Origin of the sequence: Streptomyces sp. NPDC126497, assembly GCF_040302425.1 — a bacterium.
GTDB lineage: Bacteria > Actinomycetota > Actinomycetes > Streptomycetales > Streptomycetaceae > Streptomyces.
Genome location: NZ_JBEORT010000016.1, coordinates 15,726 through 30,247, shown reverse-complemented (window position 1 = coordinate 30,247; position 14,522 = coordinate 15,726). Strand labels below are relative to the sequence as shown.

The following is a 14,522-nucleotide window of genomic DNA, read 5'->3' as shown; positions in this document are numbered from 1 at the left end:
TCCAGACGTACGGAGGAGTGGGCGGGAGAGCGGGCGGGGGCGTCAGCTGGTGCGGCCCTTGGCGTCGAACCGCTTCATCCGGTCGAGCACCGAGTCGGCCGTCGGCCCGTGCATCTCGTCGACGATCCGGCCGTCCGCGAGGAAGACCACCCGGTCCGCGTAGGCGGCGGCGACCGGGTCGTGCGTCACCATGACCACCGTCTGTCCCAGCTCGCGCACGGAGTTGCGCAGGAAGCCCAGCACCTCGGCGCCGGAGCGGGAGTCGAGGTTCCCGGTGGGCTCGTCGCCGAAGATGATGTCCGGCTTGGACGCCAGCGCCCGCGCCACCGCGACCCGCTGCTGCTGCCCGCCGGACAGCTGCGAGGGCCGGTGGCTCAGCCGGTCCGCGAGGCCGACCATCCGGATCACGGTGTCCAGCCACTCCTTGTCCGGCTTGCGGCCCGCGATGTCCATCGGGAGGGTGATGTTCTCCAGCGCGGACAGCGTCGGCAGCAGGTTGAAGGCCTGGAAGATGAAGCCGATCTTGTCCCGGCGCAACTTGGTGAGCTGCTTGTCCTTCAGGGAGCCCAGCTCGGTCTCGCCGATGCGCACGGAACCGGAGGAGAAGGTGTCGAGGCCGGCCACGCAGTGCATCAGCGTGGACTTGCCGGACCCGGACGGGCCCATGATCGCGGTGAACTCGGCCTGCCGGAAGTCGACGGAGACCCGGTCCAGGGCGACCACCCGGGTCTCGCCCTGGCCGTAGATCTTCGACAGCTCCGTGGCGCGCGCGGCCACGGCGGTGGTCCGGTCGGCGAGGGGTGCGGTGGTCACGGGATGGACGCTCCTGTCGGGACGGCGTGTGTGCGGGGACGTCGTCCATCGTTCCGCCGCTTCGCCGCCGTGTAGTCACCCGCTGCTCCGGTTCCGGGGGGCGACTCGGGAGGGACGGGCGGGCGCCGCGTCATACCTGGGGATGAGGGCGCTCCCCGAGCCGGAGGTGCGCGGAACAGGTGGAGCGCCCTTGTTCGTACGGTGAAATTCCGTCATTCCCCCTACATGACGAAGCGTCACACGCAAGGCTGTCGGCACGTGCTGACAGCGGGTTCGTGGTCCTGATGCACCCTCAGGTGTCAATAAAATAAGACAAGATCGGCCTCTCCGGCCGCTGTGCGCGGGGAGGGTCACCGATAGGCTCGGAACCGCGAAGCGGAGCCCATGGCCTGCCCGGATGGTGGAATGCAGACACGGCGAGCTTAAACCTCGCTGCCCCTGAGCGGGCGTGCCGGTTCGAGTCCGGCTCCGGGCACTTCCACGTGTGCCGTTCCTCCCCGCGCACGGCCTCCCCGGTGCGCGCGCACCCCGTGCGAGGACCTCCGGGCGGAGGCGGCCGGCCGCGCGCGACGTCCCGCCCCGGACCCTCCCGGGCGAGCGCGCGTGCGCGTGCCCGGTCGCGGCGGGGAGGCCGAGCGGGAGCGCACACCACCCGAACGGGTGAACGGATGATCTCCGGCCGGTTCCGGCGAGGTACCGGGTCGGTCATGGTTCGGTGACCGGCGGTGAGGGGAATCCCCCGACCGCGTAGCGTGTTGTGCAGCACAACGAGGGAAAGATCCTCCCCAAGCATTAGGGTCATTCCTTTGCCTACCTATTACTCTTGAGCCAAGGCCGCGCCGTGCGGCCATGGAGGAGTGAAATGAGGAGCAGTAACCCGGTCTTCTCGCGACGGGGGTTCGGCCGCGACAACGGCTACGCGGGCTTCAACACCGCGCCGCAGGCCGGGGGTCCCGCTGTCGCCACGCAGGCCAACCCGTACGCGCAGCCGACGGGCAACCCGTACGCCCAGAACCCCTACGCGCAGCAGGACCTGCAGTACGGCGCGCCGCCGCAGGCACCGGCCACCACCGGCCGGATGACCATCGACGACGTCGTCATGCGCACGGGCACCACGCTCGGTGTGCTCATCGTCACCGCCGCGCTCTCCTGGGCGCTGCTGCCGGTGGACGACGCCAACATCAGCCGGTCCTACGGCATCGGCATCGGCGCCGCGCTGATCGGCATGGTCCTGGCGTTCGTGCAGTCCTTCAAGCGCAAGGCGTCGCCCGCGCTGATCCTGACGTACGCCGCGTTCGAGGGCGTCTTCCTCGGCGTCGTCTCCAACATCGTCGACAACCGCATCGCCGACGGCGCGGCCATGCAGGCCGTGATCGGCACCATGGCGGTCTTCGCCGGTGTGCTGGTGGCCTACAAGGCCGGCTGGATCCGCGTCAACCGCCGCTTCTACGGCTTCGTGATGGCGGCGGCGCTCGGCTTCATCCTGCTGATGGCCGTGAACCTGCTGTTCGCGGTGTTCGGCGGCGGTGACGGCCTCGGCTTCCGCAGCGGTGCGCTCGGCGTCGTCTTCGGCGTCGTCGGCATCATCCTCGGCGCCTGCTTCCTCGCCCTGGACTTCAAGCAGGTCGAGGACGGCATCGCCTACGGCGCCCCGCGCGAGGAGGCCTGGCTCGCCGCCTTCGGCCTCACGCTGACGCTGGTGTGGATCTACATGGAGTTCCTGCGGCTCATCTCGATCCTCAACAGCAGCGACTAGTACCCGAGCACGGTACGGACAAGGGCCCCGGGTTCCCACCCGGGGCCCTTCGTCGTGTCCGCGCGCGTCAGAGCAGTTTGCGCGCGGCCCTCCTCAGGTCGTACTCGTGGACGATCGCCTTGGCGTGGCCGTACGCCAGGTCGTACTCGTGCCGGAGCCAGCTGACCTTCTCCTCGAAGCGGAAGAGCGCCGGGCCCTCTTCGACGGTGCGCAGCCAGTCGGAGATCTCACGGCCGGTGCAGTGGGGGATGCGGGCGAGCATGTTGCGGTGGGTCTCCGCGGAGAAGACGTGGGACATCGGCGCCTCCGGACGCTGGGGTGTGAGCCGGTCCTTCAGGTCACCGTGCCCGAGCGTCCGTCCGTTGGCAACAGTCCCGCCGCGCCGCGTACGCTCACCGCGTGGTTGATACGACGCCCCTCATCCGTGCCGTGGATCATTTCGCCGACCGCCTGCGGGCCGCGCCGCAGAGCAGGCTGCAGCGGGGCGGGGCCGCCGAGGCGCTCGCCCTGGCCAGGGAGCTGGCGCGGCGCACCCAGCTCGTCGAGGAGCCGGGCACCGAGCCCCGCGACATGCCCGACGCGGGCATGTTCGCCGCCGCCGACCAGATCACCGTCGCCGGCCACGACCTGGCGCTCGTCCTGCGGAGCGAGGACGAGGTGCGGGAAGCCGTACGACTGGTGGAGGAGGCGCGCGAGCGCGCCGGGGTGTAGGCGGTCCGGGGGCTAGAAGGACGCGATGACGCGGTCCGCCAGGATGTAGACGTTCTCCTCGCCGCAGGCGAACGTCAGCGTGTACGCCCCCGAGACGCCGGAGCCGCCCAGCAGGAACGGGGTCTCGCCCGCGCGCAGGGCCGCGGCCAGCCGCTCGGCGGTCTCGCGGTGGCCCGGTGTCATGCACAGCGTCGTCCCGTCGGCGAAGACGTAGACGTCGAGGGTGCCCAGCGGGCCCGGACGGACGTCGGTCAGCCCGGTGCGGGCGGCGGCCAGCTCCTCCAGGGCGGTCACCGTGCGCTCGTGGTCGTTCACGGCCGGAGAGGGGTTCGGCACGAAGTCCGGGTGCGAGGGGTGACGGCGACGGGCCGCGGCCAGCTCCGGGGAGTCCCCGGAGTGCTCCTCGGTGTCCGTGCCCGGCTCGGTCACCGGCTCCAGACCCACGAAATCGGCCTGCCGGGGCAGGAACAGCTCACTGTCGGCCAGACCCAGCAGGGACGGCGCGTCGGAGGCGTCACGCACCTCCTGCGCGGCCCAGAAGGCCCGCGCCTCGGCGAGCTCGCGCTCCCGCTCCTCGGCGAGCGCCTCCGCCACGGCGGCGCGTATCTCGTCGGCGCCGGCCGTGCGGGCGGAGGGGACGCGCGCGCGTGTGCTCGCGGCACGGTGCTCGTCCAGCGCGGTGTGCAGGGCCGCGACCTGACGGCGCAGCACCATGATGCTGCGCAGGACGGCGACGCCCACGCCGGCGGTGGCGGCCGTGGTGATCAGCAGGGCGATCGGCATGGCGCTCACTGACGTACTCCCGGTTCAAAGTCGACCCTCGACTTCCTACATCAGCTTGAAGGGCGGACTAACCGTCTGTCAGTGCGTAACGTCACGAAACGGACGGTTCTTTGGAGGTGCACCCGGGAGGGGTTAGGCCGTGACCTGCGCGGATCCCCGGTGCGAGGGAGATAGGTCACATCCTGGGGGAGATTGGATTACGAACAGGACCGGGCCCCGGAGGTCCCGGGAGCCCGGGCCCCGCGCTCACGCGCCGCGTCCGCGCGGCTACGGCGCGCCCGCGACGCGGGCACGCCGTGCGGGGTTCAGCTGAGGCGCTCGATGACCATCGCCATGCCCTGGCCGCCGCCGACGCACATCGTCTCCAGACCGAACTGCTTGTCGTGGAACTGGAGGGAGTTGATGAGCGTGCCGGTGATGCGGGCGCCGGTCATGCCGAAGGGGTGGCCGACGGCGATGGCGCCGCCGTTGACGTTCAGCTTCTCCAGCGGGATGCCGAGGTCGCGGTAGGAGGGGATGACCTGCGCGGCGAACGCCTCGTTGATCTCGACCAGGTCGATGTCGTCGATGGCCAGGCCGGCCCGGGACAGCGCCTGCTTGCTCGCCTCGACCGGGCCGAGGCCCATGATCTCGGGGGAGAGGCCGGAGACGCCGGTGGAGACGATCCGGGCGAGCGGGGTGAGGCCGAGCTCGCGGGCCTTGGTGTCGCTCATGACGACGAGCGCGGCGGCGCCGTCGTTGAGCGGGCAGCAGTTGCCGGCGGTGACCAGCCCGTCCGGGCGGAAGACCGGCTTGAGGCCCGCCACGCCCTCCATGGTGACGCCCGCGCGGGGGCCGTCGTCCTTGGAGACCACCGTGCCGTCGGGCAGCGTCACCGGGGTGATCTCGCGCTCCCAGAAGCCGTTCTTGATGGCTTCCTCGGCGAGGTTCTGCGAGCGGACGCCGAACTCGTCCATGTCCTGGCGGGTGACGCCCTTGAGCCGGGCCAGGTTCTCCGCGGTCTGGCCCATCGCGATGTACGGGTCGGGCAGCAGGCCGTCCTCGCGCGGGTCGTGCCAGGTCGAGCCCTCCGACTCGGCGACGGCGGCGGTACGGGCCTCGGCCTCGGCGAACAGCGGGTTGCGGGTGTCCGGGAGGCTGTCGGAGTTGCCCTTGGTGAAACGGGAGACCGTCTCGACGCCGGCCGAGATGAAGACGTCGCCCTCGCCGGCCTTGATGGCGTGCAGGGCCATGCGGGAGGTCTGCAGGGAGGACGAGCAGTACCGGGTGATGGTGCAGCCGGGCAGGTGGTCCATGCCCATCTGCACGGCGACCACGCGGCCGAGGTTGTTGCCCTGCTCGCCGCCGGGGAGGCCGCAGCCGAGCATCAGGTCGTCGATGTCCCTCGGGTCCAGCTCGGGGACCTTGGCGAGGGCGGCCTGGATGATCGTGGCGGTCAGGTCGTCCGGGCGCAGGTCCTTCAGGGAGCCCTTGAAGGCGCGGCCGATGGGGGAGCGGGCGGCAGAGACGATCACGGCTTCGGGCATCACGGCTCCAGAGGTGAGGGGCGGCGCACAGCGCCTCGTCAAGGGATGGTGGTCGGGCGTCGAGAGGGCGTACCGGGTGGTTGGTGTGGGGCCTCCTGGGAAGTTACCCGGACGTATGAGCGGGGTCACGGGTGGCGCGATGTGACATGGGCCGCAACTTTCTAAGCGCTTGCTTGGCCGAGTCGCCCTCGCGGGCGGCCGTGCCGTCCCGAGGGCGCCGCCCGGGGCCTTCCGGGCACGGGAGGGGGCACGGCCGCCCCCGCTACGACGGCTGGGCCGAGGGCTCCGGCTCCGCCTCCGCGACCCGCCGGCGCCGGCGGCGTTTCAGGAGGGCCCACGGCCCCCGCGAACCCGTCGGCATCGCCGCGGTGACCTCCGTGCCCGCCTCCGCCGCGGCCTCCGCCGCCGCCTGGGCCACCGGCAGGAACCCCTCGCGGCGGGCGGCGTCCGGCCGCTCCTCCTCCGCCGGCCACAGCCCCAGCGCCGCGCACACCGTCGGCAGCACCGCCATCGCCGCCGTGGCGTACCCCTCCGCCGAGGGGTGGTAGCTGTCCGGCCCGAACAGCTCGCGCGGGTTCGCCGCGAACTCGGGCCCCAGCAGATCGCCCAGCGACACCGTGCGCCCGCCCTGCTCGACCGCCCCGATCGTCTGCGCCGCCGCCAGCTGCCGCGAGGCCCGGCGGGCCAGCCAGCGCAGCGGCTGCCACACCGGTTCGATCGTGCCGAGGTCGGGACAGGTGCCGACGACCACCTCCGCGCCGGCGGTCCGCAGCCGCCGCACCGCCGAGGACAGATGGCGCACGGAACGGGTGGGCGGCATGCGGTGGGTGACGTCGTTGGCGCCGATCATGATCACGCAGACGTCCGGCACCCGGGCCGGGTCCGCCAGCGCCTGCGTCACCTGCCGGTCCAGGTCGTCGGAACAGGCCCCGGGCACCGCCACCGTGCTCAGCCCCACCGGACGTTCCGCGACCGCCGCCACCCCCGACGCCAGCAGCGCGCCCGGCGTCTGACCGGACCGGCGCACGCCCTGCCCCGCGGCCGTGGAGTCGCCCAGCATCGTCAGCCGCAGCGCCGGCTCGCCCGGCACCGTGTACGCGGCGCCGTACAGTCCGTCCGCGTTCGGTACGTGAGGTGTCGTGCCGTTGCCCACCCGGCGCCGCGCCAGCTGGGCCTCGGCCATCAGGAGTCCCACGGCGGCCGCCCCGGCCAGACCGATCCCCCCGCCGCCGTACGCCGCGCCGGCCGCGATCCGCCGGGCCACCCTCGCCCTCGACAAGCCCGTCATGCCTCGCCGCCACCTCCTCGAACCCGTACACCCAGTGCTTGCCCCGTACGGACCGTGGTCCAATCCACACCGTCGGTGAACGACCCGGCCGGGTTCGGACCGGTGAGGGCCTAGGCTGGCATCACCACCACGACCACATCTTTTGCAGCATCCGGAGACAACGGTGCAATTCCACGACTCGATGATCAGCCTCGTCGGCAACACCCCGCTGGTGCGGCTCAACAACGTGACCAAGGGCATCAGGGCGACCGTCCTGGCCAAGGTGGAGTACTTCAACCCGGGCGGCTCCGTGAAGGACCGCATCGCCCTGCGCATGATCGAGGCGGCGGAGCGGAGCGGCGAGCTGCGGCCCGGCGGCACGATCGTCGAGCCGACCAGCGGCAACACCGGCGTCGGACTCGCCATCGTGGCCCAGCAGAAGGGCTACAAGTGCATCTTCGTCTGCCCGGACAAGGTCTCCACGGACAAGATCAACGTGCTGCGGGCCTACGGCGCCGAGGTCGTCGTCTGCCCGACCGCCGTGGCCCCCGAGCACCCCGACTCCTACTACAACGTCTCCGACCGGCTGGTGCGCGAGACGCCGGGGGCCTGGAAGCCGGACCAGTACTCCAACCCCCACAACCCCCTCTCGCACTACCACTCCACCGGTCCCGAGCTGTGGGAGCAGACCGGGGGGAGGATCACCCACTTCGTGGCCGGCGTCGGCACCGGCGGCACCATCTCCGGGACCGGCCGCTACCTGAAGGAGGCCAGCGACGGCCGCGTGAAGGTGATCGGCGCCGACCCCGAGGGCTCCGTGTACTCCGGCGGCTCCGGGCGGCCGTACCTGGTGGAGGGCGTCGGCGAGGACTTCTGGCCGACCGCCTACGACCGTGACGTGGCGGACGAGATCGTCGCCGTCTCCGACAAGGACTCCTTCCAGATGACCCGCCGGCTCGCCAAGGAGGAGGGCCTGCTGGTCGGCGGCTCCTGCGGCATGGCGGTCGTGGCGGCCCTGGAGGTCGCCTCGCGGCTCGAGGAGGACGACGTGGTCGTCGTCCTGCTGCCGGACAGCGGCCGCGGCTACCTCAGCAAGATCTTCAACGACGAGTGGATGGCCGACTACGGCTTCCTGGAGGACGCCGGCCCCAGCGCCCGCGTCGCCGACGTCCTGGACGACAAGGAGGGCGGCCACATCCCCTCCCTCGTCCACATGCACCCCGACGAGACGGTCGGCCAGGCCATCGAGGTGCTGCGCGAGTACGGCGTCTCGCAGATGCCGGTGGTCAAGCCGGGCGCCGGCCACCCGGACGTGATGGCCGCCGAGGTCGTCGGCTCGGTGGTGGAGCGGGAGCTGCTGGACGCGCTGTTCAGCAAGAGCGCCTCGCTCGACGACCCGCTGGAGAAGCACATGTCCGCGCCGCTGCCGCAGGTCGGCTCCGGTGAGCCCGTCGCGGACCTGATGGCCGTCCTGGGCCGGGCGGACGCGGCGATCGTCCTCGTCGAGGGCAAGCCGACCGGCGTGATCAGCCGCCAGGACCTGCTGTCCTTCCTCGCCAAGACCGGGAAGTGACGGAGCGCCGGGCGAACCGCGGGCGAACCCGGCGTGAACGGCCGGGCGCCGGCCCGCCGACGATCTTCGTGGACTTCGCGGAAGCGGTACGAGGGCGTCACGTCCGCGCAGCACTCGCTTAACACGGGTCCGGCACAGTGGTGGGTGTCGGCAGGGACGGCGGGAGCACCACCCGGGCGTTGAGCACGGGGGAGGCTCCCCGTCCCGGCCGGCGGCCGAGCGGCGTCGAAGGACCTCCGGAGCGGCTCCCGGACCTCCATGGACGCCCTGGACGCGCAGCCTGCCTCAACGGGCGCGCGTCCCTCGCGGGGACCGCCGTCGTCCCGCCCCCCCGGCAACGGGGGTGCGGCGGTCCCCGCGCAATCGGCCTCAGTCGTCCCAGTCGCCGTCCCGGGCCGGCCCGCGGCGGCCGAACAGGCCCGGGTTGGTCCGGACGGCCTGGACGATGTTGACACCGACGATGCCCAGCCAGGCGACCAGCAGACCGGGCAGCTTGCCCACGCCCCCGCCGATCGCGGACAGCGGCACCGCCAGGACCAGCGAGACGATGCCGAAGCCGAAACGCTCGCCCCAGGTGTCCGTGGCCCTCGGCGACCGTGAGTCCCGGGCCGCCGTCATCTGCCGCTCGGCGAACTGCCGGCGCACCCGGCGCTCCACCGCGCCGTCGATGCGCTGGTCGACCTTCTCCAGGAACGAGTCGACCAGCGCGGACTCGTACTCCTCGCCCAGCTCCCTGCGGGCCTGCAGGGAGGCGTCGAGTTCCTTCTTCAGCTCGGTGTCCCGCGCGTCCATTCCGGTCATGCGCTCCACGCTAGGCAGGCGGGAGGCCGATGACACTGGGGGTAACCCCCCTCTCGGACTCGGGTACGCCGCGCCGCGGGGGCGGGCGTCCGCCGCGCGTCCACGTCCGCGTCGGGCGCCGCACGGGCCGCCCGCGCCTCGAGGCGCCCCGCTGTTCGACGGGTCACGCTGTCCGGCCCGTTCGGGGCGTGGTGCCGCCGCGGCGCGATCGCCGGGTTCCGGATCCGCCGCCCGGGCGGGCGCGGCGCGTGCCCCCGCCCGTCGTGACGGCCGGGCGGTGCGGTCCCACCCCCCTGTATAACGGTATGCAGGAGTGATGACGGGTGAATGGGCCGAGGCCTCGAGGGGGAGTCAGGACATGAGCGGCGCCGAGAGCCCTGCCGCGCGCCTCCAGGAGCTCTTCGAGAGGCACCGGCTGACGCCGACCCAGCGGCGCATCGCGCACAGCATGGTGCGGCGCGCCGCCGACGCGCCGTTCCTGTCCAGCGTGGAGCTGGCCGAGCTGGCCGGGGTCAGCCAGCCCTCTGTGACCCGGTTCGCCGTCGCCCTCGGCTTCGACGGTTACCCCGCCCTGCGGCGGCACCTGCGCGAGGTCGCGCCCGCCGGGCCGGCGCCGGAGGCCGGCTCGTACAACGCGTACCAGCAGGCCGTCGAGGCCGAGATCGAGAACCTGCGGCATCTGGCGGAGGCGCTGGCCGACCCCCGGCCGGTGCGACGGGCGGGCGAGGTGCTGGCGGGGAGCCGGCCGCTGCCCGTGCTGGGGCTGCGGGCGGCGGCGGCCCAGGCGCACGGGTTCGCCTACTTCGCCGCCAAGGTCCATCCGGACGTACGGCTGCTCGACGAGGGCGGCACGATGCTCCACGACCGGATCGACGCCGCCGCGCGGGCCGGGGCGAGCGCCCTGCTGTGCTTCGCGCTGCCCCGGCATCCCCGCGAGGTCCTCGACGCCCTCGTCCACGCCAAGGAGACGGGGCTGACCGTGGTCACCGTCGCCGACTCCCCGTTCGCCCCGGTCGCCAAGGTGTCCGACCTGCTGCTGCCCGCCGCCGTCGGTACCGGGCTGGCCTTCGACACGGCGTGCGCGCCGATGCTGCTGGGCCGGGTGCTGCTGGAGGCGATGTGCGACGGGCTGCCCGACGCGCAGGCCCGGCTGGAGGAGTTCGACGCGCGGGCGGCGGCGCGCGGGCTGTTCGTGGACTGACGGTACGGGAGTGACGGCGGGGGCGGCCCGCCGTGTTCCCGTGTTCCCGCGTTCTCAGATTCGTCTCACCTTGCGTCGCTAGCGTCGGTCCCCCAGGACATGCACAGGTACCGGAGGACGGGAGGCTGGACGTGACACACGGAGGACAGGGGCTGGCCAGGGTGGCCGTCGTCGTGCGGGCCGGGGCCGCGCCACTGTGGTGGCTCGGAGTGGTCGCGGCGGGTGCCGGGGTGCTGGTGCCGGGACTGACCGGGCGCCGGATCGGGGTACTGGCGGGCGCCGCGCTGTTCCTCGTGGCGGCGGCCGTCGTGGCCTGCGGTCGGCGGGGGCGGTACCGCGCGCTGGCCCGTTCGGCGGCCCGGGCGGGCCGGCACGACGTGCTCCAGGACCGCGCGGTGAGCGCGCGCAACTGGCGCCGCGGGCACCGCTGGTGGCTGCTGCTCGCCTTCCTCGCCGCGCTGGGCACGGCGTTCGCGGCGCCCGCCGCGGGCGGGCTGCTGCTCGCCGGGTGCGGGGCGGGCCTGTGGCTGAAGGCGGCCTGGATCGGACGCCTGGAACAGGCCGACGAGGTGCTGCTGTGGGTGCGCGTCGACTGGCTGCGCGCGGGGGCGGGCCGGCCGGCCGGCAAGGCGGTCAAGGGCTACCGGACGACCGGCATCGCGGCGGGCGACGCGGCGCCGGGCGGCTCCCGCCGGAGGAGCGCGGCACTGGTCTGAGGCGCGGGTCCCCCGCGGGCGCGGCCGTACGCGCCGCGCCCGCGGAGCCGCACGCCGACCCGGCCCCGCGCCCCGGGAGCCGGGAGCCGGAGTTCAGGGGATCGGCCCGGTCAGGGCGTCGGCGTGGGCGGCGCCCGACTCCGTCACGATCTCCTCGATCGTCTGGGGGGTGCGCACCGTCGCGAAGGCGGTGCCCCCCGCGCCGTCCGGGGTGAAGCCGTGGACGCCGGGGCGGGGGAGCGCGTTGTAGGCGTAGTGGTGGGCGAAGTAGTACGCGCCCGTGTCCAGCGCCGCCACGTGGTCGCCCTGTTCCAGCAGGGGCAGGGACCGTGCGCGGGCGAGCAGGTCGCCCGCGAAGCAGGCCGGGCCCGCCACGTCCTGCACGACCGCCGGGCCGGCCTTGGGCCGCCCCCCGGCGTCGTACGCGGCGATCCGCAGCGGCCACGACGCGGGCGCGTACACCGTCCGCGTCGCCACCTGTACGCCCGCGTGCGTCACCGCGACCGGGCGCCCGCCCGCGCTCTTGGCGTACTCCACGCGCGCGACCACCGTGCCGTGCTTGGCCAGCAGCGACCGGCCGAACTCGGTGACCAGCCCGTACCGCCCGTCGAACAGCCCCGGCACCGTCTCGCGCAGCAGCCGCGCGTACCGCCCGTACGTCGGGGTGCTCGCCTCGGAGGCGAAGTTCACCGGCAGCCCGCCGCCGATGTCCACGGTGTCGACCTGCCGTCGTCCGGCGCGCCGGTTGATCTCCTCCGCCAGCGCGTACGTCCGGGCGACCCCCTGCGCCATCGTCGTCAGCGCGATGCCCTGGGAGCCGGTGTGCGCGTGCAGCCGGGTCAGCCACGGCCGGTCCAGGTACGCCCGCACGACCCACTCCCGCGCGCCCTCGTCGCGCAGCGCCACCCCGAACTTCGAGGTCTCCGTGGCGGTGGACAGCGCCTCGATGGAGCCGCCGCCGACCTGCGGATTCACCCGGATGCCGAGGGGTGAGCGGGAGCCGGACCCCGCCCTCAGGGCGTCGATGCGGGCCAGTTCCTGCGGGTTGTCCGCGTTGACGGCGATGCCCAGCGCGAGCGCCTCCCGCAGCTCGGCGGGCGTCTTGGCCGGCGAGTCGAGGACCGTGCGCTCCGGCTCCACCCCCGCCGCCCGCGCCAGCGCCAGCTCACCCGGGCCGGCCACCTCCGCGCCGATGCCCTCCGCCCGCAGCAGCCGCAGCACCGGCACCAGCGGGCTCGCCTTCACCGCGAAGGCGTGCAGCACGGGCGTGCCGGGAGCCGTCACCGCGTCGAACGCCGCCCGCAGCCCGGCCGCCGACTCCCGGATGCCGGTGACGTCGAGCAGTCCCACCAGGGGGGTGCCGGTGTCGAGCAGCCCCTGCTCCACGGCGGCCCGCACCGCCGCGTCGCGCCGGGCCGCCCGCCCGTCGGCGTACGGGTCCGCCCCGTCCGTCCGACCGTCGTCGTGGACCACCGCGTCCTCCGTCCCCTCGGTGTTCTCCGTCTTCGCCCCGCGGGGACCCGGCCAAACATCCCCCGCACGGCCGCGCCGGTCCGCCCCCCGTATTGACTAGGTCTATTCAGGAGGTGAGTATGTGAATATCCGCAGTAACCATCCGCAGCTGAGGAGGCAGACATGTCAGGACCCCGGCCCGTCCGAGCGCCGCGCGGTACGCGGCCGAGCGCCCTGGGATGGCAGCAGGAGGCCGCCCTGCGGATGCTGCAGAACAACCTCGACCCGGAGGTCGCCGAGCACCCCGACAAGCTCGTCGTCTACGGCGGCACGGGGAAGGCGGCCCGCGACTGGCGATCCTTCGACGCCATGGTCCGCACGCTGCGCACCCTCAAGCAGGACGAGACGATGCTCGTCCAGTCCGGTCGCCCCGTCGGCGTCATGCAGACCCACGAGTGGGCGCCACGGGTCCTCATCGCCAACTCCAACCTCGTCGGCGACTGGGCCACCTGGGAGGAGTTCCGCCGCCTGGAGGCCCTCGGCCTCACCATGTACGGGCAGATGACCGCCGGCTCCTGGATCTACATCGGCACCCAGGGCATCCTCCAGGGCACCTACGAGACCTTCGCAGCGGTCGCCGCGAAGAGGTTCGGCGGCACGCTGGCCGGGACCATCACGCTCACCGCCGGACTCGGCGGCATGGGCGGCGCCCAGCCGCTGGCCGTCACCATGAACGACGGCGTCGCCCTCTGCGTCGACTGCGACCCGCGCGCGATCGACCGCCGCATCGAGCACCGCTACCTCGACGTGAGGGCCGACTCCCTCGACCACGCCCTCCAGCTGGCCACCGAGGCCCGGGACCGGCGCGAGCCGCTGTCCGTCGGCGTCCTCGGCAACGCCGCCGAGCTGGTGCCGCAGCTGCTCGCCATGGGCGCCCCCGTCGACATCGTCACCGACCAGACCTCCGCCCACGACCCGCTGGCGTACCTGCCGGTGGGCGTCGCCCTCGAGGACATGGCGGACGCCGCCGCGAAGGACCCGGCCGGCTTCACCGCCCGGGCCCGTGAGTCCATGGCCCGGCACGTCGAGGCGATGGTCGGCTTCCAGGACGCCGGCGCCGAGGTGTTCGACTACGGCAACTCCCTGCGCGGTGAGGCGCGGCTCGCCGGGTACGAGCGCGCGTTCGCCTTCCCGGGCTTCGTGCCGGCGTACATCCGGCCGCTGTTCTGCGAGGGCAAGGGGCCCTTCCGGTGGGCCGCGCTGTCGGGCGACCCCGCGGACATCGCCAAGACCGACAAGGCGGTCCTCGACCTCTTCCCGGAGAACGCGTCCCTGGCCCGCTGGATCAGGATGGCGGGGGAGCGGGTGCGCTTCCAGGGGCTGCCCGCGCGCATCTGCTGGCTGGGGTACGGGGAGCGGGACAAGGCGGGCGAGCGGTTCAACGACATGGTCGCCGGCGGGGAGCTGGCCGCGCCGATCGTGATCGGGCGGGACCACCTCGACTGCGGGTCGGTGGCCTCTCCCTACCGGGAGACCGAGGCGATGCTGGACGGGTCGGACGCGGTCGCCGACTGGCCGCTGCTGAACGCGATGGTGAACGTGGCCTCCGGGGCGTCGTGGGTGTCGATCCACCACGGCGGGGGCGTCGGCATGGGGCGGTCGATCCACGCGGGGCAGGTCACGGTGGCCGACGGGACCGCGCTGGCGGGGGAGAAGATCCGGCGGGTGCTCACCAACGACCCCGGGACGGGGGTGATCCGGCACGTCGACGCCGGGTACGACATCGCGGAGTCGGTGGCGGAGTCGCGGGGTGTGCGGGTGCCGATGCGTGAGGGCGGGCCGGCGTGAGGGACGGCGGTTCCCCGGCGGGGGCGGACGGGTCGTCGCCGCGCGCGGGTTCGGCCGCGCCCGCCCTCCCCCGTG

The 14,522-nt window shown here is 73.4% G+C and carries 13 protein-coding genes and 1 tRNA gene; 7 read left to right on the top strand and 7 right to left on the bottom strand.

Going from position 1 to position 14,522, the window contains the following annotated elements; translation table 11 throughout:
* Window positions 1-42: 42 nt before the first annotated feature.
* Entirely contained in the window at window positions 43-813 is a 771-nt protein-coding gene (locus tag ABTY20_RS10865; protein ID WP_351996644.1) for an ABC transporter ATP-binding protein, read from the bottom strand.
* A 391-nt stretch (window positions 814-1,204) separates the two neighbouring features.
* Between ABTY20_RS10865 and ABTY20_RS10860 the strand changes: the two genes are divergently transcribed.
* Window positions 1,205-1,288: transfer RNA gene (locus tag ABTY20_RS10860), tRNA-Leu, on the top strand.
* Window positions 1,289-1,675: 387 nt separating this feature from the next.
* Window positions 1,676-2,569 carry a Bax inhibitor-1/YccA family protein gene (locus ABTY20_RS10855; protein WP_351996643.1) on the top strand — a complete coding sequence of 298 codons (894 nt, stop codon included), beginning with the start codon at window positions 1,676-1,678 and terminating at the stop codon, window positions 2,567-2,569.
* Between the two features lie 67 nt (window positions 2,570-2,636).
* Here ABTY20_RS10855 and ABTY20_RS10850 read toward each other — a convergent pair whose 3' ends face one another.
* A complete protein-coding gene (locus ABTY20_RS10850; protein ID WP_030821685.1) occupies window positions 2,637-2,867 on the bottom strand; it encodes a DUF4287 domain-containing protein in 231 nt (76 codons plus the stop codon).
* Window positions 2,868-2,968: 101 nt separating this feature from the next.
* Between ABTY20_RS10850 and ABTY20_RS10845 the strand changes: the two genes are divergently transcribed.
* Window positions 2,969-3,280, top strand: a complete 312-nt coding sequence (locus tag ABTY20_RS10845) for a hypothetical protein (protein WP_351996642.1) — start codon at window positions 2,969-2,971, stop codon at window positions 3,278-3,280.
* A 12-nt stretch (window positions 3,281-3,292) separates the two neighbouring features.
* Here the strand turns inward: ABTY20_RS10845 and ABTY20_RS10840 are convergent, their stop codons facing one another.
* The 3 genes from ABTY20_RS10840 to ABTY20_RS10830 form a co-directional block, all read right to left on the bottom strand.
* Window positions 3,293-4,072 carry a hypothetical protein gene (locus ABTY20_RS10840; RefSeq protein WP_351996641.1) on the bottom strand — a complete coding sequence of 260 codons (780 nt, stop codon included), beginning with the start codon at window positions 4,070-4,072 and terminating at the stop codon, window positions 3,293-3,295.
* A 296-nt stretch (window positions 4,073-4,368) separates the two neighbouring features.
* Window positions 4,369-5,589 (bottom strand): acetyl-CoA C-acetyltransferase, encoded by a 1,221-nt coding sequence (locus ABTY20_RS10835; protein ID WP_351996640.1) that lies wholly within the window; start codon window positions 5,587-5,589, stop codon window positions 4,369-4,371.
* Window positions 5,590-5,851: 262 nt separating this feature from the next.
* Complete coding sequence (locus ABTY20_RS10830) at window positions 5,852-6,877, bottom strand: SGNH/GDSL hydrolase family protein (protein ID WP_351996639.1); 1,026 nt, start codon at window positions 6,875-6,877, stop codon at window positions 5,852-5,854.
* Window positions 6,878-7,040: 163 nt separating this feature from the next.
* Here ABTY20_RS10830 and ABTY20_RS10825 point away from each other — a divergent pair, with 163 nt between their 5' ends.
* A complete protein-coding gene (locus tag ABTY20_RS10825) occupies window positions 7,041-8,429 on the top strand; it encodes a cystathionine beta-synthase (protein WP_351996638.1) in 1,389 nt (462 codons plus the stop codon).
* Between the two features lie 369 nt (window positions 8,430-8,798).
* Here ABTY20_RS10825 and ABTY20_RS10820 read toward each other — a convergent pair whose 3' ends face one another.
* Window positions 8,799-9,221 (bottom strand): hypothetical protein, encoded by a 423-nt coding sequence (locus ABTY20_RS10820; protein ID WP_351996691.1) that lies wholly within the window; start codon window positions 9,219-9,221, stop codon window positions 8,799-8,801.
* A 367-nt stretch (window positions 9,222-9,588) separates the two neighbouring features.
* Between ABTY20_RS10820 and ABTY20_RS10815 the strand changes: the two genes are divergently transcribed.
* Window positions 9,589-10,431: a MurR/RpiR family transcriptional regulator gene (locus tag ABTY20_RS10815; protein ID WP_351996637.1), complete on the top strand. Its 843-nt coding sequence runs from the start codon at window positions 9,589-9,591 to the stop codon at window positions 10,429-10,431.
* Window positions 10,432-10,562: 131 nt separating this feature from the next.
* Complete coding sequence (locus tag ABTY20_RS10810; RefSeq protein ID WP_351996636.1) at window positions 10,563-11,147, top strand: hypothetical protein; 585 nt, start codon at window positions 10,563-10,565, stop codon at window positions 11,145-11,147.
* Window positions 11,148-11,240: 93 nt separating this feature from the next.
* Here ABTY20_RS10810 and ABTY20_RS10805 read toward each other — a convergent pair whose 3' ends face one another.
* A complete protein-coding gene (locus ABTY20_RS10805; protein WP_351996635.1) occupies window positions 11,241-12,620 on the bottom strand; it encodes a type III PLP-dependent enzyme domain-containing protein in 1,380 nt (459 codons plus the stop codon).
* A gap of 162 nt (window positions 12,621-12,782) precedes the next feature.
* Here ABTY20_RS10805 and hutU point away from each other — a divergent pair, with 162 nt between their 5' ends.
* The gene (gene hutU, locus ABTY20_RS10800) at window positions 12,783-14,447 is read left to right on the top strand and encodes a urocanate hydratase (RefSeq protein WP_351996634.1); all 1,665 of its coding nucleotides are present in this window, start codon (window positions 12,783-12,785) and stop codon (window positions 14,445-14,447) included.
* The last annotated feature ends 75 nt before the right edge of the window (window positions 14,448-14,522 follow it).